The organism is Aureimonas sp. SA4125 (assembly GCF_019973775.1).
Lineage (GTDB): Bacteria > Pseudomonadota > Alphaproteobacteria > Rhizobiales > Rhizobiaceae > Plantimonas.
On sequence record NZ_AP025032.1, the window covers coordinates 3,384,739 to 3,407,687 of the forward strand.

At 66.0% G+C, this 22,949-nt stretch carries 20 protein-coding genes; 17 read left to right on the forward strand and 3 right to left on the reverse strand.

What is annotated here, in order from left to right; all coding sequences use genetic code 11:
* Positions 1-3: 3 nt before the first annotated feature.
* The 3 genes from Sa4125_RS16040 (at position 4) to Sa4125_RS16050 (ending at position 2,299) form a co-directional block, all read left to right on the forward strand.
* Positions 4-714 carry a DUF2076 domain-containing protein gene (locus Sa4125_RS16040; RefSeq protein WP_223999430.1) on the forward strand — a complete coding sequence of 237 codons (711 nt, stop codon included), beginning with the start codon at positions 4-6 and terminating at the stop codon, positions 712-714.
* 65 nt (positions 715-779) lie between these two features.
* Positions 780-1,388, forward strand: a complete 609-nt coding sequence (locus Sa4125_RS16045; RefSeq protein WP_223999435.1) for a DUF938 domain-containing protein — start codon at positions 780-782, stop codon at positions 1,386-1,388.
* A 131-nt stretch (positions 1,389-1,519) separates the two neighbouring features.
* Entirely contained in the window at positions 1,520-2,299 is a 780-nt protein-coding gene (locus tag Sa4125_RS16050; protein WP_223999437.1) for an SDR family oxidoreductase, read from the forward strand.
* Between the two features lie 193 nt (positions 2,300-2,492).
* Here Sa4125_RS16050 and metH read toward each other — a convergent pair whose 3' ends face one another.
* Positions 2,493-6,275 carry a methionine synthase gene (metH, locus tag Sa4125_RS16055; protein ID WP_223999439.1) on the reverse strand — a complete coding sequence of 1,261 codons (3,783 nt, stop codon included), beginning with the start codon at positions 6,273-6,275 and terminating at the stop codon, positions 2,493-2,495.
* Between the two features lie 131 nt (positions 6,276-6,406).
* Here metH and Sa4125_RS16060 point away from each other — a divergent pair, with 131 nt between their 5' ends.
* From Sa4125_RS16060 to Sa4125_RS16125, 14 genes are all read left to right on the forward strand, one after another.
* Positions 6,407-7,015, forward strand: coding sequence for a DNA-3-methyladenine glycosylase (locus tag Sa4125_RS16060; protein ID WP_223999441.1), 609 nt, complete (start codon positions 6,407-6,409; stop codon positions 7,013-7,015).
* Positions 7,016-7,126: 111 nt separating this feature from the next.
* Positions 7,127-8,506, forward strand: a complete 1,380-nt coding sequence (locus Sa4125_RS16065; protein ID WP_223999442.1) for an aspartate aminotransferase family protein — start codon at positions 7,127-7,129, stop codon at positions 8,504-8,506.
* Between the two features lie 528 nt (positions 8,507-9,034).
* On the forward strand, positions 9,035-9,868 hold the full coding sequence (locus Sa4125_RS16070; RefSeq protein WP_223999443.1) for a nitrilase-related carbon-nitrogen hydrolase: 834 nt from the start codon (positions 9,035-9,037) through the stop codon (positions 9,866-9,868).
* Positions 9,869-9,921: 53 nt separating this feature from the next.
* On the forward strand, positions 9,922-10,653 hold the full coding sequence (locus tag Sa4125_RS16075) for an HAD-IA family hydrolase (RefSeq protein ID WP_223999444.1): 732 nt from the start codon (positions 9,922-9,924) through the stop codon (positions 10,651-10,653).
* 227 nt (positions 10,654-10,880) lie between these two features.
* Positions 10,881-11,606 (forward strand): FadR/GntR family transcriptional regulator, encoded by a 726-nt coding sequence (locus tag Sa4125_RS16080; RefSeq protein WP_223999445.1) that lies wholly within the window; start codon positions 10,881-10,883, stop codon positions 11,604-11,606.
* A 59-nt stretch (positions 11,607-11,665) separates the two neighbouring features.
* The gene (locus Sa4125_RS16085; protein WP_223999446.1) at positions 11,666-12,637 is read left to right on the forward strand and encodes a sialic acid TRAP transporter substrate-binding protein SiaP; all 972 of its coding nucleotides are present in this window, start codon (positions 11,666-11,668) and stop codon (positions 12,635-12,637) included.
* Between the two features lie 66 nt (positions 12,638-12,703).
* Positions 12,704-13,279: a TRAP transporter small permease gene (locus Sa4125_RS16090; RefSeq protein ID WP_223999447.1), complete on the forward strand. Its 576-nt coding sequence runs from the start codon at positions 12,704-12,706 to the stop codon at positions 13,277-13,279.
* A 2-nt stretch (positions 13,280-13,281) separates the two neighbouring features.
* Positions 13,282-14,688, forward strand: coding sequence for a TRAP transporter large permease (locus tag Sa4125_RS16095; RefSeq protein ID WP_223999448.1), 1,407 nt, complete (start codon positions 13,282-13,284; stop codon positions 14,686-14,688).
* A 248-nt stretch (positions 14,689-14,936) separates the two neighbouring features.
* A complete protein-coding gene (locus Sa4125_RS16100) occupies positions 14,937-16,427 on the forward strand; it encodes a PAS domain S-box protein (protein ID WP_223999450.1) in 1,491 nt (496 codons plus the stop codon).
* Complete coding sequence (gene fixJ / locus Sa4125_RS16105; protein ID WP_223999452.1) at positions 16,417-17,025, forward strand: response regulator FixJ; 609 nt, start codon at positions 16,417-16,419, stop codon at positions 17,023-17,025. The genes Sa4125_RS16100 and fixJ overlap by 11 nt, the downstream gene beginning before the upstream one ends.
* A 176-nt stretch (positions 17,026-17,201) precedes the next feature.
* A complete protein-coding gene (locus tag Sa4125_RS16110) occupies positions 17,202-17,603 on the forward strand; it encodes a response regulator (RefSeq protein WP_223999454.1) in 402 nt (133 codons plus the stop codon).
* A gap of 74 nt (positions 17,604-17,677) precedes the next feature.
* Complete coding sequence (locus Sa4125_RS16115; protein WP_223999456.1) at positions 17,678-18,355, forward strand: helix-turn-helix domain-containing protein; 678 nt, start codon at positions 17,678-17,680, stop codon at positions 18,353-18,355.
* 646 nt (positions 18,356-19,001) lie between these two features.
* A complete protein-coding gene (locus tag Sa4125_RS16120; protein ID WP_223999458.1) occupies positions 19,002-19,220 on the forward strand; it encodes a hypothetical protein in 219 nt (72 codons plus the stop codon).
* Positions 19,221-19,288: 68 nt separating this feature from the next.
* Positions 19,289-19,774, forward strand: coding sequence for a MucR family transcriptional regulator (locus Sa4125_RS16125; protein WP_345944285.1), 486 nt, complete (start codon positions 19,289-19,291; stop codon positions 19,772-19,774).
* 217 nt (positions 19,775-19,991) lie between these two features.
* On the opposite strand, the gene Sa4125_RS16130 is transcribed toward Sa4125_RS16125, so the two are convergent.
* Together Sa4125_RS16130 and Sa4125_RS16135 are read right to left on the reverse strand one after the other, a co-directional pair.
* Complete coding sequence (locus Sa4125_RS16130; RefSeq protein ID WP_223999460.1) at positions 19,992-21,041, reverse strand: 3-hydroxyisobutyryl-CoA hydrolase; 1,050 nt, start codon at positions 21,039-21,041, stop codon at positions 19,992-19,994.
* A 29-nt stretch (positions 21,042-21,070) separates the two neighbouring features.
* Positions 21,071-22,681, reverse strand: coding sequence for a GMC family oxidoreductase N-terminal domain-containing protein (locus tag Sa4125_RS16135; RefSeq protein WP_223999461.1), 1,611 nt, complete (start codon positions 22,679-22,681; stop codon positions 21,071-21,073).
* Positions 22,682-22,949 lie beyond the last annotated feature (268 nt).

A 22,949-nucleotide genomic window follows, 5' to 3' on the forward strand; every position in this document is an offset into this window, starting at 1 on the left:
ACGATGGACACCAGAGACCGCGAGGCGATCGAGGGCCTCTTTTCCAAGCTCGGCGATGTCGAGCGCCAGGCCGGGCCGCGCGACGCCGAGGCCGAGCGGTTCATCGCCGACAGCCTGACCCGCCAGCCCGGCGCGCCCTACTACATGGCGCAGACCATCGTCATGCAGGAAATGGCCATCGCCAATCAGCAAAAGCGCATCGAGGAGATGGAGCGGGCCGCGCAGACGGCCGCGCCCTCGTCCGCGGCGGCCGATCAGCGGGAGCCCGAAGGTGGCATGCTGTCGCGCATCTTCGGCAGCGGCCCGGCCCGCTCGGTCCCCAATGTCGGCAGCGGCGCGCATGCAGGCGCCGCCCGTTCCGGCAGCGCCTGGGGCAATGCCGCCGGTCAGGCTCGCAACGCGGGCCAGAATGCGCAGGCCGGCGCCCCGCAGCGGGGCCGCGGCTTTGGTGGTGGAATGGGCGGCGGCGGCTTCCTTGCCGGCGCCGCGCAGACGGCGATGGGCGTCGCCGGCGGCGTTCTCCTCGGCAACGCGCTCGGCAACATGTTCGGCGGCAACGAGGCGCAGGCGGCAGATGCGACACCGGCAACCGAACCCGCGGACACCCAGGCCGCGGACACCGATGCCGGCAACGAGCCCGACATCCAGGACGCCTCGGCCGACGACGGCGGCTGGTTCGGCGGCGACGATGGCGGTGGCTTCGACGACATCTGATCTGATCGCGGCGGGAGACGGCAAGCCGTCTCCCGCCTTTCACCTGCCTGCGAGTATTCCCGCCCATGCTGTCACCTGACGACCGGCGTTCCAGCCCGGCAGCCCTGCGCAATCGCGATCCGATCCTCGGTGCCTTGCGCAACGTCCTTCCCGCGAAGGGCACCGTCCTCGAAATCGCCAGCGGCACGGGCGAGCATATCCTGCATTTCGCCGGGCAGCTGCCGGAGCTGACATGGCAGCCCTCCGATGCCTCGCCGGAGGCGCGGGCATCGATCGCCGCGTGGATGACCTGTGAGAACCGGGCGAACCTCCTGCCGCCCCTCGACATCGACGCGGCGGGCCCCGAATGGCCGATCCGGCACGCCGATGCCATTCTCGCCATCAACCTGATCCACATCAGTCCCTGGGCCGCCACCCTCGGCCTGATGCGCCATGCCGGCGAGATCCTGCCGCGCGGCGCGCCTTTGCTGCTCTACGGCCCCTTCCGTCGCGGCGGCGCGGCGCTGGAGCCGAGCAATGCGGCCTTCGACGAAGACCTTCGCCTTCGGGATCCGGCCTGGGGCATTCGCGACCTGGACGCGGTTGCCGCCGTCGCCGAGGCGCAGGGGCTGATCCTCGGCCCGGTTCGCGCGATGCCCGCAAACAATCTGACGGTGATCTTCACGCGGGCCTGAGCCTCTTCTTGCAACGGACCGGATCGGCAGGAGCGCGCCCTTCCCTGCCGACAGCAGCGTGGTAGGTATCGCGCCAATCCACGGGCGACGGTTCGCGCCGCGGGCCTCGTCCCTTCAGAAGGAGCCTTCCCATGCATCTGGGTCTCGAAGGTCGCACCGCGATCGTCTGCGCATCGAGCCGCGGTCTCGGCCGGGCCTGCGCCATGGAACTCGCGCGCGCCGGTTGCCGCGTGGTGATCAACGGGCGGGACGGCGAAACGCTGGCGCGGACGGCCGAGGAGATCCGGGCGGAGACCGGCGCCGACGTGATCGCCGTCGTCGCCGACGTCGGCACCCGGGAGGGCCAGGATGCGCTACTCGCCGCCGTGCCCCACGTCGACATCCTCGTCAACAACAATGGCGGGCCGCCGCTCCGCGATTTCCGCGAGATCGACCGGGCGGCAATGCTCGCCGGCGTCACCGCCAACATGGTCGCGCCGATCGAACTGGTGCAGCGGGTGATCGACGGCATGGTCGCGCGCCGTTTTGGCCGGATCGTCAACATCACCTCGGCCTCGGTAAAGATGCCGCTTTCCGGGCTCGACCTGTCGAGCGGCGCCCGCATCGGCCTCACCGGCTTTCTCGCCGGCGTCGCGCGCCAGGTTGCGCACGCCAACGTCACCATCAATTTCCTGCTGCCGGGCGCCTTCGACACGCGGCGGCTGCAATCAGGCCAGGAAGCGGCCTCGCAGCGCCGCGGCGTCGACATCGAGACAATCCGCGCCGAGCGGCGCACGGAAATTCCGGCAAAGCGTTTCGGCGAGCCGGCGGAGTTCGGCGCGGCCTGCGCGTATCTCTGCTCGGCGCAGGCCGGCTACATCACCGGCCAGAGCCTGCTCATCGACGGCGGGTCCTATCCCGGCGTCCTGTAGCGCACGGCAGAGACGCGCCCACTTCTCCCCCCGGGGAGAAGGGCCCGGCAGGGCGATGAGGGGAGCACCTTGGACGGACAGACCCGACCGCGGCTGCCGCGCCCCCTCTATCGAGGATTGTATTCCGTCTCAAGGCCAGGGTGACGCAGCGCGGGGGTTGGCGTCACGAAGGGCCGCCAAAACGCAACTGCCCCTATTCCGCCGCTTCCGCGACCTGCGTCGGGACATAGTTGAGGATCGGCCCGAGCCAGCGCTCGACCTCCGCCACGGGCATCTTCTTGCGCGCGGCATAGTCCAGCACCTGGTCCCGCTCGACCTTGGCGACGCCGAAATAATGCGATTCCGGATGCGAGAGGTAGAGGCCGGAGACCGAGGAACCCGGCCACATGGCAAAGCTCTCGGTCAGCTTCACGCCGATCGCCGCATCGGCATCGAGCAGCCCGAACAGCGTCGCCTTCTCGGTGTGGTCGGGCTGGGCGGGATAGCCGGGCGCCGGGCGGATGCCGGAATAGGGCTCGCCGGCGAGTTCGTCCGGGCCAAACGTCTCGTCCGCGGCATAGCCCCAGAGCTCCTTGCGCACGCGCTCGTGCATCGCCTCGGCAAAGGCCTCGGCGAAACGGTCGGCGAGCGCCTTGACCATGATCGAGGCGTAGTCGTCATTGGCCCGGGCGAAGCGTTCGGAGATCGCCTCCTCCTCGATGCCGGCCGTGACGACAAAGCCGCCGACATAATCCGGCCTTCCCGAAGCGACGGGGGAGACGAAGTCGGACAGCGCCATGTTCGGCCGTCCGTCACGCTTCGACAGCTGCTGGCGGAGGGTGAAGAAGGTCGCGAGTTCCCCGGTGCGGCTGTCGTCCGTGAACAGGCGGATGTCCTCGCCGACGGCACCGGCCGGCCAGAAGCCGACGACGGCCTTCGGCTTGAACCAACCCTCATCGATGACCTGCTTCAGCATCGCCTGCGCATCCGCGAAGAGCGACCGCGCGACCTCGCCCTGGGCTTCGTCCTGCAGGATCTGCGGGTAGCGGCCCTTCAGCTCCCAGGTCTGGAAGAACGGCGTCCAGTCGATGTATTTCGCCAGCGTCGCGAGATCGTAGTCTTCGAAGACGCGCGTGCCGAGGAAGCTTGGCCTCGGCGGCGTGTAGCTGTCCCAATCGATCTGCATGGCGTTCTCGCGGGCGCGATCGAGCGGCAGGCGCTTCTTCTCAAGCTCGCTGCGGGCGTGATTGGCGGCGACCTTCTCGTATTCCGCCCGGATGCCCTCGACATAGCCGCCGCGCGTCTCCGCCGAGAGGAGGTTCGAGACGACGCCGACGGCGCGGCTGGCATCGGTGACGTAGATGGTCTGGCCGGCATTGTAGCGCGGGTCGATCTTCACCGCTGTATGGACGCGGCTCGTCGTCGCCCCGCCGATCAGGAGCGGGATGGTGAAACCCTCGCGTTCCATCTCGGCGGCGACATGCACCATTTCGTCGAGCGAGGGCGTGATCAGGCCCGACAGGCCGATGACGTCGACATTGTGCTTCCTGGCTTCCTCGAGAATGCGGGTCGCCGGCACCATGACGCCGAGATCGATGATCTCGTAGTTGTTGCAGGCGAGGACGACGCCGACGATGTTCTTGCCGATGTCGTGGACATCGCCCTTCACCGTCGCCATCAGCACCTTGCCGGCGGCCGAGCGCTCGCCGCCGCCATTGGCGAGCTTCTCCGCCTCCATGTAGGGAAGCAGGATCGCCACCGACTGCTTCATGACGCGGGCCGACTTCACCACTTGCGGCAGGAACATCTTGCCGGCGCCGAAGAGGTCGCCGACGACGTTCATGCCGGCCATCAGCGGGCCCTCGATGACGTGGAGCGGACGGGCCGCGGCAAGGCGCGCTTCCTCGGTGTCGACGTCGATGTACTCGGTGATGCCGTTGACGAGGGCGTGCGCCAGACGCTTGTCGACCGGCCATTCGCGCCAGGCGAGATCCTGGACGCGGGCCTCCTTGCCGGCGGTGCCGCGGTATTTCTCAGCCTGCTCCAGCAACAGGTCCGTGGCGTTGCCCTCGCCCTTCGGCGTGCGGTTGAGGACGACGTCCTCGCAGGCCTCGCGCAAGTCCGCGTCGATCGACTCGTAGACCGCGAGCTGGCCGGCATTGACGATGCCCATGTCCATGCCCGCCTGGATGGCGTGGTAGAGGAACACCGCGTGCATCGCCTCGCGCACGGGCTCGTTGCCGCGGAAGGAGAAGGAGAGGTTCGACACGCCGCCGGAAATGTGGACATGCGGCAGGGTCTTGATGATCTCGCGCGTCGCCTCGATGAAGTCGACGCCGTAATTGTTGTGCTCCTCGATGCCGGTCGCCACGGCAAAGACGTTCGGGTCGAAGACGATGTCCTCGGGCGGGAAGCCGACCTTTTCGGTCAGGAGCTTGTAGGCGCGCGTGCAGATCTCGACCTTCCGCGCCATGGTGTCGGCCTGGCCCTCTTCGTCGAAGGCCATGACGACGACGGCGGCGCCATAGGCCCGCACGAGGCGGGCTTGCTTGAGAAAGGCTTCCTCGCCCTCCTTCATCGAGATCGAGTTGACCAGTGGCTTGCCCTGGACGCATTTCAGCCCGGCTTCGATGATCGACCATTTGGACGAGTCGATCATGACCGGCACGCGGGCGATGTCCGGCTCCGCGGCGATGAGGTTGAGGAACTCGACCATCGCCTTCTCGGAGTCGATCAGGCCCTCGTCCATGTTGATGTCGATGATCTGCGCACCGTTCTCGACCTGGTCGAGCGCGACGACGAGCGCGGCGTTGAAGTCGCCGGCGGTGATCAGCTTGCGGAATTTGGCCGAGCCGGTGACGTTCGTCCGCTCGCCGACATTGACGAAGGGGATGTCCTTGGTGAGCGTGAACGGCTCGAGGCCGGACAGACGCATCAGCGGCACGTGTTCGGGGATCACGCGCGGCTTCTTGCCGGCGACGGCCTTGGCGATGGCGCGGATATGGTCGGGGGTCGAGCCGCAGCAGCCGCCGACGATGTTCAAGAGGCCCTCGTCGGCAAAGCCCGCGATCTGGGCGGCCATGTCCTCCGGGCTCTCGTCATACTGGCCGAACTCGTTGGGAAGGCCGGCATTGGGATAGGCGCAGACGAAGGTGTCGGCGACGCCGGAGATCTCGGCCAGATGCTCGCGCATGGCGGCAGCGCCAAGCGCGCAGTTGAGGCCGATGGTGAAGGGCTTTGCGTGCCGGACCGAGTGCCAGAAGGCGGTCGGCGTCTGGCCGGACAGCGTGCGGCCGGACAGGTCGGTGATCGTGCCGGAGATCATCACCGGCAGGTCGACGCCCTTTTCCAGAAAAATCTCGTTGCAGGCGAAGATCGCCGCCTTGGCGTTCAGCGTGTCGAAGATCGTCTCGATCAGGATGAGGTCGGCGCCACCGTCGATGAGACCGCGCAGCTGCTCGCCATAGGCGAGGCGCAGCTCGTCAAAGGAGGTGGCGCGAAAGCCGGGATTGTTGACGTCGGGCGAGATCGAGGCGGTGCGGTTGGTCGGCCCCAGCGCGCCGGCGACGAAGCGGCGCTTGCCGTCCTCCTGCTCGGCGCGGATGCAGGCGCGGCGCACGAGGCGCGCGCCGTCGCGGTTGAGCTCGTAGACCTGGTCCTCCATGCCGTAATCGGCCTGGGCGATCGAGGTGGAGGAGAAGGTGTTGGTTTCGATGATGTCGGCGCCGGCGATCGCATAGGCGTAGTGGATCTCCTCGATCGCCTTCGGCTGGGTGAGGATCAGGAGATCGTTGTTGCCCTGCAGATGGCAGGCGCAGCCCTCGAAGCGGTCGCCGCGGAAATGGCTCTCCTCGTAGCCGAGGCCCTGGATCTGCGTGCCCATCGCGCCGTCGAGAATGAGGATGCGCTCGCTCGCGGCCTTGACCAGCGCCGTGCGCGCGTCTTCGCGGGAGGTGTCCGGCGCGGAGGCGAAGAGGGCGTCGCTGATGTCGGTCATGGATCACCTGAAGATGCGGCTGGGCAGGGGAATTTCATATAAACACATCCTTATATCAATATAAGGCCTGTGGCGAGCCTCGGCGATATTCCCTATATCGGGCAGACACAAGGCAGACCCGCAGGAAGCGCATGCTCAACAAAGCTTTCTTTGCCCGCCATGCCGCCCTCGTCGCCCCGGAGTTGATCGGCGTGGTTCTGACGATCGGCGACGCCGGCGGCATCATCGTCGAGACCGAGGCCTATGACGAGGCGGATCCTGCCTCGCACACCTTCAACGGCCCGACGCCGCGCAACCTCGCGATGTTCGGCCCCCCGGGCCATGCCTATGTCTACCGTTCATACGGCATCCACTGGTGCCTGAACTTCGTCTGCGGCGTCGAAGGCGTCGGCGAAGCCGTGCTCATTCGCGCCATCGAGCCGACGCGGGGGCTCGATGTGATGCGCGAGCGCCGCGGCGGGATCGCCGACATCCACAAGCTCTGCTCGGGTCCCGGACGACTCTGCCAGGCGCTGGGCGTCGACAGGGAATTCGACCGCCTGCCGCTCGACACCCTGCCGTTCCGCCTCGCGGCGGGCGCTCGGCCGCCGGCGGTGGCGACGGGCGTGCGCGTCGGCCTGACCAAGGGAGCCGAGACCGCATGGCGCTTCGGCTGGCCCGGATCGCGCTTCTTGAGCCGGCGCTTTCCTCCTGTCCCCGTGACTTCGGTGCCTTCCGCCGCGAGGACCGCGCTCCGATAGAGGCCCCGCAAGGGCTGCCTTGGCTACGGCCGAAGATATTTCCGGCGGCTTTGCGAAGCGGCGAAGCTCGGTCTAGGATCGGCCCATCGAAGCCTTGGAAAGCCTTTCCCCATGTCGAAACCCCTGCCCAATTCCATCTACGCCCGCGACGTCGAATATCTGCTGCACGCGGTGACCAATGCGCGAAAGCACGAGGAGACCGGGCCGATCGTGATCGATCGCGGTGAGGGCATTCATGTCTTCGACGACCAGGGCAACAAGTATGTCGAGGCCATGGCCGGCCTCTGGAGCGTTGCCGTCGGCTTCGGCGAAAAGCGCCTCGCCGATGCCGCCTATCAGCAGATGCTGAAGCTGCCCTACTACCACTCGTTCTCGTCGAAATCGAACGAGCCGGCGATCCTCCTCGCCGAGCGCCTCGTCAAGATGAGCCCGGAGAAGCTGACGAAGGTCTTCTTCACCAATTCCGGCTCCGAGGCGAACGACACCGTCGTCAAGATGGTCTGGTACTTCAACAATGCGCGCGGCAAGCCCGGCAAGAAGACGTTCCTGGCCCGCGTCAACGGCTATCACGGCATCACCATGGCGTCGGGCTCGTTGACCGGCCTGCCCGTCAACCACCGCGACTTCGACCTTCCGATCATCCCGGTGAAGCACCTGACCTGCCCGCATTTCTGGCGTTTCGGCCTGCCCGGCGAGACGGAGGCCGAGTTCACCGACCGCCTCGCCGCCGAACTCGAGCAGGTGATCCTGGAGGCCGGCCCCGAGACGATCGCCGCCTTCATCGGCGAACCGCTGATGGGCGCCGGCGGGGTGCTGCCGCCGCCGGCCGGTTACTGGACGAAGGTGCAGGAGATCTGCCGCAAGTACGATATCCTCATCGTCGCGGACGAGGTGATCAACGGCTTCGGCCGTCTCGGCACCATGTTCGCCTGCGACTATTACGGCATCGAGCCGGACATGCTGGTGGTCTCCAAGCAGATCACCTCGTCCTACCAGCCGCTCGCCGCGATCCTCTTCTCCGACGAGATCTTCCAGGGCATCGCCGACAACACGGCGAAGATCGGCACCTTCGGACACGGCTTCACCGCCGGCGCGCACCCCGTCGCCACGGCCGTCGGCAACGAGAACCTCGATATCATCGAGGAACGCGGCCTCGTCGCCCATGCCGGAGAAATGGGAGAAATCCTGCAGCGCGAATTGCGCAGCCGCTTTGCCGACCATCCGCTGGTGGGCGAAGTGCGCGGCGTCGGTCTCATCGCCGCTGTCGAGCTCTCGGCCGACAAGGCGACGAAGCAGCGCTTCGATCCGCCGGGCAAGGCGGGCGCCTATCTCTTCGCCAGGGGCCACGAGCATGGCTTGATCATTCGCGCCATCGGCGACCAGATCGCCTTCTGCCCGCCGCTGATCATCACAGAGGGGGAGATCATGGACATGCTCGACCGCTTCGCGCGGGCTCTGGACGAGACCTGGGCCTTCGTTCAGGCAGGCTGAGGCAACATTCGAGAGGGCGTCAGAGGCCCCCATTCCGCTGCCGATGGCATGCTGTCAGCGGACCCGCGTCGATCCGGTTGCCGAGTTCGGCAAACTGACGAAGCTGCGGATCGGCGCCAGAGCCGCAGATCTCCGGCGAGCCCTCGTGAAGAGCCCGAACCGCTGCCGCGACGACCCGCCGTGCCGCCGAACGGGTGACCCGTTCGGTGGCGCGAGCACGTGCTTCGTAGGAAAATGGGTCATCTGGCTGGTAGTTCGTCATGCCAGCACGAACCGCATTCGGGCCGATCCGTTCCAGCTTGCGACATAGACCTTTTGTGACCGGAGATCCCTGGATTCAGCCCCTCGCCCGTCTGAGTCGGAGACATTTTTTTAACGTTTTTGGCACAGCGCGCCGGGGAGGAGCGCACGGTCGCAAGGCATTGGCCGAGCCTTTCGCGACCTCCGCAATTTCGCCCCTGTCACCGTGCTCTAGCCCTGTGCGAGGATGGCTGCGCGCCGCCCGCCAAGCCAGAAACAGGAACGCCGATGCACATCAGAGCCTGCCAACTCGATGCCGAAACCGGCGACGCCCGTGCGCGGATGGCGGCGGTCCGCTGGCTGACCGCGGATTCGGCTTCCGACGGCGCCGATGTCGTGGTTTTTCCCGAACTCGCTCTGACAGGCTATGGCGCGGGCGACGATATTCGCGACCTTGCCGAGACCATCGACGGCCCGGCCGTGACCGAGCTGCAGCGTCTGGCGGACGAGCACGCGGTCACCGTCATCACCGGCCTCGCCCTGCGGCAGGAAGGCGGTGTCGTCAACGCCGCGCTGGTTGCCCGGCCGCGCCAGAAGCCGATCGTCTATGCCAAGCAGCATCTTTACGGTGACTACGAGAAGGCTCTTTTCACGCCCGGCCGGAGCCCGAGCGACCTGTTCGAGATCGCCGGCATGAAGGCGGCCGTTCTCGTCTGCTTCGACGTCGAATTCCCCGAGCGCGTGCGCGAACTCGCCATCGCCGGCGCCGAGATCGTCTTCGTGCCGACCGCCCTTCCGGCCAGCGAGGGCGCGCGTTTCGTGGCCGAGAAGATCGTGCCGGTACGCGCCTTCGAGAACCAGATCTTCATCGTCTATGTCGACCATGTCGGCGCCGACGCGCGTTTCGCCTATCAGGGCCTGTCCTGCATCGCAGCGCCCGACGGCAGCCGCATCACATCGGCCCCCGACGACGGCTTCGCCATCCTCAGCGCCAGCATCGACCGCTCGGACTATGCCGAAAGCCTGCTGCAGAACCCCTATCTCGTCGAACTTGCCGCGCATGTCGAGCGCCGAGCGACGCCGCAACCAGGCCGCAAGGAGGCTGCCGCGAGCGGCGATTGACTTCGGGCGTCCTCGCCGGCAACCCTTCTCTCGAATAGTCAGGACTGGTGAGAATGAGCCCCATCGCCGGCATCCTCTTCGACAAGGACGGAACGCTTCTCGATTTCGTGGCGACCTGGGGACCGGCGACCGCCGCCGTGCTCGAGGCGCTCGGCGATGGCAACCGTTCCAGCATCGCCGACATGGCAGCCTCGGCTGGCTTCCTGCCGGAAAGCGGCGGATTTGCCGAGGATTCGCCGATCATCGCCGGTGCCACCGACGAATTCGCGCCGGCCTGGGCCGCGCGGCTCGGGCTGGAATACGACGCTTCCTTTGCTGCCCGGGTCAACGCGCTGTACCGGGCGCATAGTCTCCGCTCGCTCGTCGGCTATGCCGATGTCGGGCCGATGCTGTCCGTTCTTGCGTCGAAGGGCATCGCGATCGGCCTGGCAACCAACGATTCCGAGCGCACGGCCCGCGCTCATCTCTCCGCCATGGGTGTCGAGGCATCCTTCAGCTTTATCGCAGGCTATGATTCCGGATACGGCTCAAAACCCGGACCGGGTATGGTTCTGGCCTTTGCCGAGCATCTCGGCGTCGCCCCCGCGGCCATCGCCCTCGTCGGCGACTCCGCCCACGACATGGAGGCGGCCCGCACCGCCGGCGCCGCCGCCATCGGCATCGCCCGCACCGAGGCGGCCAGTCTGGCGCTCGGAACACTGCCGGACGCCGTCGTCGCCGACCTCGGCGGGCTGAACGAATGGCTGCAGCGGCGATGCTCCGTTTCGGCAGGCGCTGCCCTCTAGCGCTTGCGCCCCGAGAGATCCGGCCCGGCGAAGCGACGGGCTGCAGGCACCGGGCTCGGCAGAGCCCCAGAAGCCTCGCGCCGAGACCCGTCGCCGTCCACAGCCGCGCCGAGCGACGCCTCGGACCGGGATTGACGAGCGCGCCAAAGCGCCGCACAGTAGCGGTCAGATGGTCAGGCCAATACGCAGCAAATGCGAGGGTGTGATCACGGGGGGAACATCCGCGCATGCCGATCACGGCCATCCAGCCGCGCAGGCTCTATCAGCAGATCGCCGACCAGCTGCGCGCCCTCATCGAGAGCGGCGAGTTCCGGCCGGGTGACCGCCTGCCGGCCGAGCGCGACCTTGCCGAACAGTTCGGCATTTCGCGGCCGACCGTGCGCGAGGCGCTGATCGTTCTCGAGGTCGAGGGCCGCATCCGCATCCGGGTCGGTGCAGGCGTTTTCGTCACCGGACGGGTCCCGGCGTCCACCCCGCGCAACACCGCGATCGAAGGTCCCTTCGAACTTCTCAGGGCGCGTGAACTGGTGGAAGGCGCCGTCGCCGCGCAGGCCGCTCTGCAGGTGACGCCCGCCCATGTGGCGACGCTCGACCGGCTCATCGGGGCCATGCAGGCGGCAACCCATCCCTCCTGCGAAACACTCGCACTCGACCGCGACTTCCACACCGCCATCGCCGACATCCTCGGCAATGCGGTCATCGTCCGCTTCGTCGGCGAGCTCTTCGACGAGCGCATCAACCCTTACTTCGAGCGGCTGTCGGGCTACTTCGAAAATGCCCTGACCTGGAACACCGCGCTGCAGGAACACCGCGTCATCCGCGATGCGATCGCCGCTGGCGATCCCGAACGGGCGACCCGCGCCATGCGCCACCATCTGCAGCAGTCGCAGATGCGCTTTTCGCCGACCTTCGGCGAAGAGGCCGAACCCGGCGGGGAGACCGGGACGGCCTGATCGGAACGGGGCAAGGTCCCCGCCGTCATCACCATCATCATCAACGGGAGGAAACCACCATGAAGATCGCACTGACCAGCCTTTTGACCGTCGCAACATTTGCTCTGGGCGCCACCGACGCCTTGGCGCAGACCACGCTGAAATGGGCGCATGTCTACGAGACGTCCGAGCCCTTCCACACCGAATCTGTATGGGCTGCCGAAGAAATCGCCAAGCGCACCGAGGGGCGCTACAAGATCGACGTCTTCCCGGCCTCGCAGCTCGGCAAGGAAACCGACATCAACCAGGGCCTGAAGCTCGGCACCGTCGACATCATCATCTCCGGTTCGAGCTTCGCCGCGCGCGAATACGCGCCGATCGGCGTCACCTACTACCCCTACGCCTTCCGCGATGCCGACCATCTCATCGCCTACACCAAGAGCGATGTCTTCCAGCGGCTGGCCAAGGGCTACGAGGATGCCTCCGGCAACCACATCACGGCGGTCAGCTATTACGGCACGCGCCACACCACGGCGAACCGCGCGATCGAGAAATGCGCCGACATGCAGGGCCTGAAGATCCGCGTTCCGGACGTTCCGGCCTATCTCGCCATGCCGCGCGCCTGCGGCGCCAACACCGCGCCGATCGCCTTCGCCGAAGTCTATCTCGCTCTGCAGAACGGCACCGTCGAGGCCCAGGAAAATCCGCTGACCACCATCGAGGCCAAGAAGTTCTTCGAGGTGCAGAAGAACATCGCGCTGACCGGCCACATCGTCGACCATCTCAACACCGTCCTTGCCGGTCCGGTATGGGCGGCTATCAGCGACGCCGACAAGGCCGTCTTCACCGAGGTGATGCAGGAAGCCTCCGCCCGGACGGCAAAGATCATCGTCGAGCGCGAGTCCGCTCTCGTCCAGGGCTTTCGTGACCGCGGCCTGACCGTCACCGAGGTCGACAAGGCGGACTTCGAGAAGACCGTCAACGAAACGACCAAGCCCGAGGACTTCGGCTACGTCTCCGCCGACCTCGACGCGATCCGCGCCATCCGCTGAGTCGATCCACTCAAGCCCCGGCCTTCCCGGCCGGGGCGACCCTGTCCAGCCGGAGACGGACGAACGATGCAGCAGAAGCCCCCTTCCCCCGGGACCGCCGAGGAACTGGCGCACGCCTTCGAAGACGATGCGGCCGCCGTCGCCGACCTGTCGCCCTATGCGGTCGAGGACTGGCTGACGCAGGCCGTGTTCTGGGGCATGGCGATCTGCGTCTTCCTGCAGTTCTTCACCCGCTACGTCCTCAACAACAGTCTCGCCTGGACCGAGGAAATCGCCATCAACTGCCTCGTCGTGGTGGTCTTCCTGGGCGCGGTGATGTGCGTCCGCCGCTCGCGGCACATCCAGGTCGACGTCCTCTACCACTACCTGCCGAAGGGCGCCGCGCGGCCCCTGGCATTGTTGGTCGACATCGTGCGGATCGCCTTCTTCGCCTACGCCACCCTTCTGTTCTGGCGCTATGTCGGCATCGTCCACGCAGAACGCATGGTGACCATCGATCTGCCGCGCAGCATCGTCTTCTACGCCGTCTTCGCTGCCTTCGCGCTGATGCTGCTGCGGGCGGTGCAGGTCTTCGTGCAGAACCTCAAGCGCGGTTATTCCGTGCTCGAACGACCGGAACTCTTCGACGGAATGGGTGACTGAGAATGCTGCTCCTGCTCGGATCCTTCATCGGCTTCATGCTGATCGGCCTGCCGGTCGCGATCTCCATGGCCGTCGCATCGGTGCTCTACCTCGTCTTCTACGGCGTCGCTCCCGACATCATCGTCGCGCAGCGGATGATCGCCGGCGTCGAGAGCTTTCCCCTGCTGGCGGTTCCCTTCTTCATCCTTGCCGGCAATCTGATGAACATCGCCGGCGTCACCGGCCGCATCTACGCCTTTGCGGTTTCGCTCGTCGGCTGGATGCGCGGCGGCCTGGCCCAGGTCAACATCGTCGGCTCGGTGATCTTCTCCGGCATGTCGGGCACGGCGCTGGCCGACGCCGCCGGCATCGGCACGATCGAGATCAAGGCGATGCGCGACCACGGCTATCCCGTCGAAGCCGCCGTCGGCGTCACCGCCGCGTCGGCGACGCTCGGGCCGATCTTTCCGCCGTCCCTGCCCTTCGTCATCTACGGCATGATGGCCAATGTCTCGATCGGCGCGCTGTTCATGGCCGGCATTCTGCCGGGCCTCGTGATGACCGCGCTGATGATGGTGACGGTGGCGATCTTCGCCCATCGCTATGGCTGGGGCTCGGACGCCCCGTTCGAGGTGCGCAAGCTCTTTGCGGCCTCCCTCGAAATTCTCATCGTCCTGGCCTTCCCGCTGGCCATCTATGGGCTGACCTATGCCGGCCTGTCCCTGAACATTGCCGTCGGCCTTGCCCTCGTGATGCTGATCGCTCTCGACTGGCGCTTCGACTTCTCGGCGGTGATGGCGCTGATGACGCCGATGATCCTCATCGGCGGCATGACGCTCGGCTGGTTCACGCCGACCGAGGCCGCGGTCGCCGCGGTGATCTGGTCGCTCTTCCTCGGTCTCGTGCGCTACCGCTCGATGACGTTCCGATCGCTGGCCAAGGCGGGATTCGACACCATCGAGACCACCGCCTCGGTGCTTTTCATCGTCACCGCCGCATCGGTCTTCGCCTGGCTCCTGACCGTCAGCCAGGCCGCGCAGATGATGTCGGACGCCATGCTCTCGATCACCGACAACAAGTGGGTGTTCCTGATCCTCGTCAATCTCCTGGTGCTCTTCGTCGGCTGTTTCCTCGACACCATCGCCGCGATCACCATTCTCGTGCCGATCCTGTTGCCGATCGTCCTCAGGCTCGAAATCGACCCGGTGCAGTTCGGCCTGATTCTGACCCTCAATCTGATGATCGGCCTCTTGCATCCGCCGCTCGGCATGGTTCTGTTCGTTTTGTCGCGGGTGGCGAAACTCTCGGTCGAACGCACTACGATGGCGATCCTTCCCTGGCTCGTGCCCTTGTTCATCGCCCTGATGGTCATCACCTTCGTGCCGGCGGTCAGCCTCTGGCTGCCGACGAAAATGGGTCTCATCCGCTAAAGCGGTATGGCTTTTCTTCGAATCGCCGACCCGCTTTAGGTTCTTGTCTTCGCATAGTCTTTTCCGAAAGCCGGAACCCACCTTTCGGGATCATGCTCTAACGAGAACGCCAGCGGATGCCGGCGGCTTGCGCGGAACGCCTTCGGCCTGCACTACCCATGCGGCGGCGGGCGACGTAAGGTCCGCCGATACCGAGCGAGCCGGAACCGCGAATGAATTCGATACCATCCGACCCGACTGACGCGGGCATGCGGCCCGACGAACTTCTGGTCGACGCGGTCGATTCCGTCGGTCTCATCATGCTCGATCCGCAGGCGCGCGTCCTGCGCTGGAACGCCGGGGCCGAACGCCTCAGCGGATGGTTGCGCGAGGATGTCCTCGGACGCCCGATGACGGCCCTCTATACGGCGGCAGAAGCGGCCGCGGGACTGCCCGCCCGCCATCTTGGCACCGCCCTCCAGAACGGGCGCGACGAGGCCAAAGAGACCCGTGTGCGCAAAGACGGCTCGAGCTTTGCCGCGCACATCGTCTGGCGCGCGGTCCAGCATCATGGTGAGCCGGCAGGCACCGCGATCGTCGTCCACGACATGTCGGAGACCGTTGCCTCGGAGGAAAAGCTGCGCGCGCGCGAGGCGCACGTCACCTCCATTCTCGAAACCGTGCCGGACGCGATGATCGTCATCGACAGCCAGGCGTTGATCCAGTCTTTCAGCAAGGCTGCCGAGCGCCTGTTCGGCTACACCGCCGCCGAGGCGATCGGCCTCAACATCCGTGGCCTCATGCCGGAGCCTTACCGCTCGCACCATGACGGCTATCTCAAACGCTATTTTGCCTCGGGCGAGCGGCGGATCATCGGTATCGGCCGCGTCGTCGTCGGCCAGCGCAAGGACGGCTCGACCTTTCCGATGGAGTTGTCGGTCGGCGAGGTGCGCTCGGGCGCGGCGCGCTTCTTCACAGGGTTCATCCGCGACCTCACCGAACGCCAGGCGACCGAAGGCCGGCTGCAGGAACTGCAGAGCGAACTCGTCCACATGTCGCGCTTCACGACACTCGGCGAAATGGCCTCGACGCTGGCGCACGAGATCAACCAGCCGCTGACGGCGATCGCAAATTATCTGAAGGGCTGCCGGCGTATTCTTGACCGCATGCAGGGCACCGAGGTGGGAGTGCTGCGTGACGCCGTCGAAAAGGCCGGCAACCAGGCACTCCGTGCGGGCGAGGTCATCCGCCATCTGCGCGATTTCATCTCGCGTGGCGAGAGCGAGCGCCATCTGGCGAGCTTGCCGAAGCTGATCGAGGAAGCCAGCGCCCTGGGGCTCGTCGGGGCAAGAGAGATGGGTGTGCGGGTATCCTATCGGTTCGACGAGAAGGCGCCGCTGGTCATGGTCGATCGCATCCAGATCCAGCAAGTGCTTTTGAATCTCATCCGCAACGCCATCGAATCGATGGCGGACACCACGCGCCGCGACCTCGTGATCGCCACGGCCCGACAGCACGATCTGGTCGAGATCAGCGTCAGCGATACCGGCAGCGGCATAGCCCCCGACATGATGGCGCGCCTGTTTCATCCCTTCGTCACGACGAAGTCGCAAGGCATGGGGGTCGGGCTGTCGATCTGCCGTACCATCGTGGAATCACATGGCGGCCGGATCTGGGCCGAGCCCGGTCAGGCCGGCGGCACGGTATTCCGCTTCACGATCCGCGCGATAGACGATGAGGAACTGGGTCATGCTGAATGAGACGATGGTGCACGTCGTCGACGACGATCTGGCGGTCCGCGATTCGCTGGCCTTCATGCTCGCCTCCGACGGCCTGCCGGTCTGCCTCTACGAATCGGCCTCGAGCTTTCTCGATACGGTCACGCAGGCGAGCGGCTGCATCGTGACGGACGTGCGCATGCCAGGCGTCGACGGCATCGAGTTCCTTCGCCAGTTGAAGCGACGCGGCATGAACGTGCCGGTGATCGTGATGACGGGCCATGCCGACGTGCCCCTGGCTGTCGAGGCGATGAAGGAAGGGGCGGTCGACTTCATCGAAAAACCCTTCGACGACGAGCTGTTCCTGACCGCTGTGCGCACGGCGCTCGATCGCCAGGCGCGCGGCGTGGCGGCAGATGCCGTCATCCTGGAGATCCGCCAGCGTATCGCCTCGCTGTCACAGCGCGAGCACCAGGTGATGGACGGTATCGTCGCCGGCAAGGCCAACAAGATCGTCGCCTACGAACTTGGCATCAGTTCGCGGACCGTCGAGATCTACCGGGCAAACGTCATGACCAAGATGAAGGCGGGCAGCCTCTCGGCACTGGTGCGCATGTCGCTTCTGGCGGCCGGACTCTGACGTCGGCTGCCGCTCCGGTCGCGCCGACGGTGGCCGACGGGTGCGGCCCACAATGTCTCGGCAACGCAAGCGGCCTATCGGCGCATACGGGGTTTTCCTGAGTTTCCCCGCGCGACAATGACGCGTCATCGTCGCCGCTTCCGCCGGACCAGCCCGCGGACAGCGGAGGAGGCGTGGTGGACAGACATGTTGCGGTCTTGCTCGTCGACGACGACGCGGCGGTTCGTGGCTCGCTGGTCTTTGCGCTCGAGCTCGAGGGCCTGGCCGTGCGCGCCTATGCCGATCCGAACGAGTTCATCTCGACGGGCGACTTCTCGGCGTCCGCCTGCCTGGTGATCGACTATGTCCTGCCGGGGATGGACGGCATTGCGCTCCTGGATACCCTGCGCCGCCGCGGCGTCGCCCTCCCCGCGATCCTGATCGCCGGCCGCATGACGGACGGCATGCGAAGCCGCGCGCTCGGCGTCGGCTTTGCCGCGATCCTGGAAAAGCCTCTCGAGGACAACGCTCTTCTCGATGCCATCCGCGCCTCGCTCGCCTCGCCGCTGCCGGCATCGGGCATCCGTGAAACCCCTTAGGGGAAGCATCTGAATGTCGGCGGCCGGCTGCCGAAGTTAATCATCATGGCAGCTTCCGAGCCGAGGAGAGAGAGATGCCATTCATGATCGCCGCCGCCTCCCGTGCCCTTCCCCCCGCTGCTGCGGGCAAGTCCGCTCCCCTGCGTCTGCCGGACGGCGGCTCGATCGGCGCCATCCGGAGCCTGTCGAAGGACCAGTCGCTCTACGCCGAGGGCGACAGTGCCGCCTCGTTCTACAAGGTGGTGTCGGGGGTCGTGCGCACCTGCCGCCTGTTGCGCGACGGACGGCGCCAGATTGCCGCGTTCCAGCTGCCCGGCGACATTTTCGGGATCGAGCATGGCAATCGGCACCGCTTCGCCGCCGAGGCCGTCGGCGACGTCACCGTGATCGCCTACCGCCGCGGCCGGCTCGACACGCCCATGTCCAGCGACGACGGCCTGGCGCGCGAGGCGATGGACGCCGTCGTCGCGGCGCTCGAAAGGGCGGAACGCCACATGCTGCTCCTCGGCCGCAAGGGCGCGATGGAAAAGGTCGCGACCTTCCTCCTCGACATGGCCGGCCGCGTGCACGGCAGCGTCATCGAGCTGCCGATGTCGCGCATCGATATCGCCGATCACCTCGGCCTCACGATCGAAACCGTGTCGCGTTCGCTGACCCATCTCGAGCGCGACGGGACCATCGCCCTTCCCGCGACGCGCCGGACCGTGGTGATTCGCCAGATGGCCGCCTTGCGCCGCCTGGAAGGCCTCTGAGCGCAGAAAAGCGCTTCGTCAGGACAGCCCGGGTGGCCGAAATCGCGGGCTTCCGGTGCCGAAGCTCGCGTGGGCGACGCTGAACGGCTCCCGGCTGAATGCACGCCGCGATATGCGGCACCGCAAGGCATGATTGAACGACCAGCTCGGGCGAATGCACGCTCGAATCGGCAAGGGCACTTGTCAGTCGGCTTCATGAGTCGGCTGCATCGCTTGCCCGGCCCGCAGGTTCGGCACCTCGGCTGAGATGCGTTCGGCTCGATGCCGTCATCCGCCATCGTCCACCGGAAAGCCTTCGCTGCAACAGCCACCGCTCCTTGCAGCAAATTCGCTTGAATGTCAGATCCCCGTCAGATCCCGTTGGGCGCTGTTCACTTCGTCTTCTGAAGATGATCGCGCCCACGCGCATTTGTCCAAATGATCAGCAGACATAGCCTAGCTCAAGGCCTGATGAACAAGTTTAATCATTGCAACTGACAGTCGTCCTTGATTTCGCCGGAACATGACCCATTTCAGGTCATATACCCGTAATCAGCATGCCAGAGACGCGTCGGGACTCCTGTTGTCTTTCTGGATATGTTAGGGGCTCGATGCGCTCTGCACGCGGCTCGCGGATCGACAGCACCTTTGAGCAAGGAATCACCGAATGGCACTAACCAGTGAATTTTACCTGGCCAGAGCAAGTGAATGCGCCAAGGAGGCTGAAGATAGTAAGCTTTCCAACGTACGCGACCGTTCTCGCCGTGCCGAAGCAGCTTGGCTCGTCATGGCTGAGCAGTCCGCACAGCGTGAGGTAGAGCGCGATAGCCAGTTGGCCGAAAAAGCTGCGAAGGCCGAGGCATTGGCTGAGGACGCTTGCGTCTAGTTACAATTGCTTTTGTAAGATAAATTTCTATTTATATTCCGATCAACGCAGAATCTGAAGTACGGACGATGGAAATGACAACCGAAAATACTGGAGTTCCGATGGAACTCGTCGTCAGGATTGTTGCGGCGTATGTCGGCAACAATCATGTCGGGCGAGACGACCTCGGCAGTCTGATTCAGCTGGTACATGGCGCGCTGAATCTGACACCCGAAGCGAGCGAGCCCCCTGTCGAGGTGGTGCCGCTGAAGCCTGCGGTGTCGATCAAGAAGTCGATTACGCCCGATTACATCATCTGTCTCGAAGACGGGAAAAGCTTCAAGTCGCTGAAGCGGCACCTGGCATCCCACTACGATCTGACACCGGACGAGTATCGCCGGAAATGGGGCCTGCCGAGCGATTATCCGATGGTCGCTGCAAACTATTCGGCACAGCGCTCGCAGTTGGCCAAGAGCCTCGGCCTCGGTCGCAAGGCTGCCAGCGAGCCGGAGCCCGTCGACGAAGCGCCGAAGCGCCGTGCGCCCCGCAAGTCTAAGGCTGCGGCCGAAGGCTGAGACCGCGATCCGCTCCAGGGTCGATGCGATAGCGCGTCGACCCTGCGTTCAGGATGGACTACCGCAAAGGCGCACTTCGGTGCGCCTTTCGGCGTTTATGGTCTTCTCGATTCCGGCGGACTCTGACCGAATTACGGCACGGATGGAATCGCAATCCGATCCCTGGACGCGATCGGTCGTCCGCTTTGATGACCTCATCGTTCAGCCGGCGGCTCGGTCAGTCCGCGAGGATATCGGCCAAAGGCGGCATCACCGCCCCTGGGCGGCCCGACGGCCAATTAGGGCTGCGGTCCTTGTCGATGACGGCGGCCCTGACACCTTCGTAGAAATCTTCGGTTCTCAGACAGAAGGCAGCGGCGCGAAGTTCGCGCGCGAGACACGTCTCCAATGTCGCGGCTTCCGCGCCGAGGCGCAGCAGGTCCGAAGTCAACGCAAGGGAGAGCGGCGAGCGGCTTTTCATGACGGCGATGCAGTCTGCTGCGAAGACGGCCCCCGAGCCTTCCACCGCCTGCAAGGCGGCGATGACGGCGGCGGCGTCCGGTTCGGCAAAGGACGTGGCGATGGTCTCGCCGTGCAGGGCAAAGAGATCGGGAGTCGATTCCAGCGCAAAGCCCGAGATGAAGACCCTGACGTCGCCGTCGTCGATGGGCCCGGCAAGGGCCACGAGCTCGCGGCGGAGCGACGGCAGAACCTCCGACGTGACGAGGTGATCGGCCAGACCTGAGAAGATCACGTCACCCGGCCCTATGTTCTGGCCGGTGAGTGCGAGGTAGCGGCCACAGGATCGCTGGAGGCGCGGCAGCAGGAATGTCGCACCGACATCGGGGATGAAGCCGATGCCGACTTCCGGCATGGCAAAGCGCACCCTTTCGGTGATCACGCGATGCTTCAGATGCATGGCAAGCCCGGCCCCGCCCCCCATGACGAGGCCATCCATCAGGCAGACCACGGGCTTCGGGCTGTGGACGAGCGCGGAAATCAGCGCGTATTCCTCGCGCCAGAAGATTTTGGCCTCGCCGTCTAGCGCCCTGCCGCTGTCGAAGACAGCGCGGATGTCTCCCCCGGCGCAGAAGGCGCGCCCTTCGGCTGCTTCAAGCAGGATCAGCGTGACCGCGGGGTCGCCGAGAAACCCGTCAAGACCGGCACGCAGGAGCCGGATCATCTCCAGCGTCAAGGCATTCAGCGCCTTCGGCCGGTTGAGGCAAAGGACGCCGACGGCGCCCTCGCGGCCGGTGACGACGGGAGGCGCTGGGGTCTGTTCGGGCATTGTTGGCATCCCCTGGAGCGTCGAGCCGGTCACGCGGCGAGGATCATGGCGGCCGCCTTTTCGGCGATCATGATCGTCGGCGAATTCGTGTTGCCGGAAACGATGGTCGGCATGATGGAGGCGTCGGCGATGCGCAGCCCCCGCACGCCGCGCACCCGAAGATCCGGATCGACGACGCTGGCAGGATCGGCGCCCATCCGGCAGGTGCCGACAGGGTGGAAGATCGTCGTGCCGATGGCACCGGCCGCGGCAACGAGCTCCTCCTCGCTCTGATAGGCCGGTCCCGGCTTGAACTCCTCCGGCCGATAGGGCTGCAACGCCTTCTGCCCGACGATGGCGCGGGTGATGCGGATGGAATCGGCGGCAACGCGGCGGTCGGCGGGACTGGCGAGATAGTTCGGCCGGATCTGCGGCTGCCGGCGATGGTCGGGGCTGTCGACGTGGATCGAACCGCGGCTTTGCGGGCGCAGATTGCAGACACTGGCCGTGAAAGCGGGAAAGGCGTGCACGGCCTCGCCGAACCTTTCGAGGCTCAGCGGCTGCACATGATATTGCAGATTGGCGGTCTCGAAGGAGGGATCGGAGCGCGTGAAGACGCCGAGCTGGCTCGGCGCCATCGACATCGGCCCGGTACGCCGCGCCAGATATTCCAGCCCGATCATCGCCTTGCCCCAGAGCTTCGAGGCCTTCTCGTTGAGGGTCGCGATGCCGGTGACACGGTAGGCGCAGCGCAGCTGCAGGTGGTCCTGCAGATTCTCGCCGACGGACGGGCGGTCGACCCGGCAGTCGATCCCGGCGGCGGCAAGCACTCCGGCACCGCCGATGCCCGACAGTTCCAGGATCTGCGGCGAGCCGACCGCACCGGCCGACAGCACGACCTCGCGGCGGCAGCGCACGCTGTGGACCGTTCCGCCCTGGTCGAATTCGACCCCCGTGACGCGCGGGCCAGAATCCCCGGCCGATTCCTCGACGAGGAGGCGGCGGACATGCGCCGACGTCGCCACCGTCAGGTTCGGCCGCCCCCGCGCCGGCCGCAGGAAGGCCTTGACGGTGTTCCAGCGAAAACCGTTGCGCTGGTTCACCTTGAAATAGGACGAACCCTCGTTGTCGCCCCGGTTGAAATCATCGCTGCGCGGGATGCCGTATTCCTCGGCGGCCGTGCGGAAGGCTTCGAGAATGTCCCAGCGCAGACGCTGCGGCTCGACCCGCCATTCGCCGCCGGCGCCGTGCATCGCGTCGGCGCCGGCAAAGTAATCCTCGGACTTCTTGAAGAGCGGCAGCACCTCGTCCCAGCCCCAGCCGGTGCAGCCGGCCTGGCGCCAGAGGTCGTAGTCGCGCGCCTGGCCGCGCATGTAGATCATGCCGTTGATCGACGAACAGCCGCCCAGCACCTTGCCGCGGGGATAGCCGAGCGAACGCCCGCCGAGCCCGGCCTCGGGCGCGGTGGAAAAGCACCAGTCGGTGCGCGGATTGCCGATGCAGTAGAGATAGCCGACCGGGATGTGGATCCAGGGATGGTTGTCGCGCCCGCCGGCTTCCAGAAGCAGCACGTCGTTGCGACCGTCCGCCGACAGCCGGTTTGCCAGCGTGCAGCCGGCCGTGCCACCGCCGACGACGATGTAGTCGTATTCGCCCTTCACGCATTTCCTCCCTGCGGGACCCGGGCGTGTTGCACCCGTCGTCCCGTTCACCGCTTGCCGTTCGGCGGTATGAGCTGCAGCCGAACGCCCCTCATCTTGGCATGGAAGAAGACTGGCCGCATCCCGCCCGAGGCCGACGTGGAGCGAGAAACGACCGCGGACTGCCGTCTGCTCCCTAAGCTCCCTACGCACCATCGGCGCGGCCCGGGCTTGTCGCGCAAGTCACCGACAGCGGTCCGGTCCGGACATGCAGGCACGGCAGGCCTGC

Coding starts and splice junctions, on each gene's coding strand:
- Sa4125_RS16040 (WP_223999430.1), top strand. CDS start 4: ATGGACACCAGAGACCGCGAGGCGATCGAGGGCCTCTTTTCCAAGCTC.
- Sa4125_RS16045 (WP_223999435.1), top strand. CDS start 780: ATGCTGTCACCTGACGACCGGCGTTCCAGCCCGGCAGCCCTGCGCAAT.
- Sa4125_RS16050 (WP_223999437.1), top strand. CDS start 1,520: ATGCATCTGGGTCTCGAAGGTCGCACCGCGATCGTCTGCGCATCGAGC.
- metH (WP_223999439.1), bottom strand. CDS start 6,275: ATGACCGACATCAGCGACGCCCTCTTCGCCTCCGCGCCGGACACCTCC.
- Sa4125_RS16060 (WP_223999441.1), top strand. CDS start 6,407: ATGCTCAACAAAGCTTTCTTTGCCCGCCATGCCGCCCTCGTCGCCCCG.
- Sa4125_RS16065 (WP_223999442.1), top strand. CDS start 7,127: ATGTCGAAACCCCTGCCCAATTCCATCTACGCCCGCGACGTCGAATAT.
- Sa4125_RS16070 (WP_223999443.1), top strand. CDS start 9,035: ATGCACATCAGAGCCTGCCAACTCGATGCCGAAACCGGCGACGCCCGT.
- Sa4125_RS16075 (WP_223999444.1), top strand. CDS start 9,922: ATGAGCCCCATCGCCGGCATCCTCTTCGACAAGGACGGAACGCTTCTC.
- Sa4125_RS16080 (WP_223999445.1), top strand. CDS start 10,881: ATGCCGATCACGGCCATCCAGCCGCGCAGGCTCTATCAGCAGATCGCC.
- Sa4125_RS16085 (WP_223999446.1), top strand. CDS start 11,666: ATGAAGATCGCACTGACCAGCCTTTTGACCGTCGCAACATTTGCTCTG.
- Sa4125_RS16090 (WP_223999447.1), top strand. CDS start 12,704: ATGCAGCAGAAGCCCCCTTCCCCCGGGACCGCCGAGGAACTGGCGCAC.
- Sa4125_RS16095 (WP_223999448.1), top strand. CDS start 13,282: ATGCTGCTCCTGCTCGGATCCTTCATCGGCTTCATGCTGATCGGCCTG.
- Sa4125_RS16100 (WP_223999450.1), top strand. CDS start 14,937: ATGCGGCCCGACGAACTTCTGGTCGACGCGGTCGATTCCGTCGGTCTC.
- fixJ (WP_223999452.1), top strand. CDS start 16,417: ATGCTGAATGAGACGATGGTGCACGTCGTCGACGACGATCTGGCGGTC.
- Sa4125_RS16115 (WP_223999456.1), top strand. CDS start 17,678: ATGCCATTCATGATCGCCGCCGCCTCCCGTGCCCTTCCCCCCGCTGCT.
- Sa4125_RS16120 (WP_223999458.1), top strand. CDS start 19,002: ATGGCACTAACCAGTGAATTTTACCTGGCCAGAGCAAGTGAATGCGCC.
- Sa4125_RS16125 (WP_345944285.1), top strand. CDS start 19,289: ATGGAAATGACAACCGAAAATACTGGAGTTCCGATGGAACTCGTCGTC.
- Sa4125_RS16130 (WP_223999460.1), bottom strand. CDS start 21,041: ATGCCCGAACAGACCCCAGCGCCTCCCGTCGTCACCGGCCGCGAGGGC.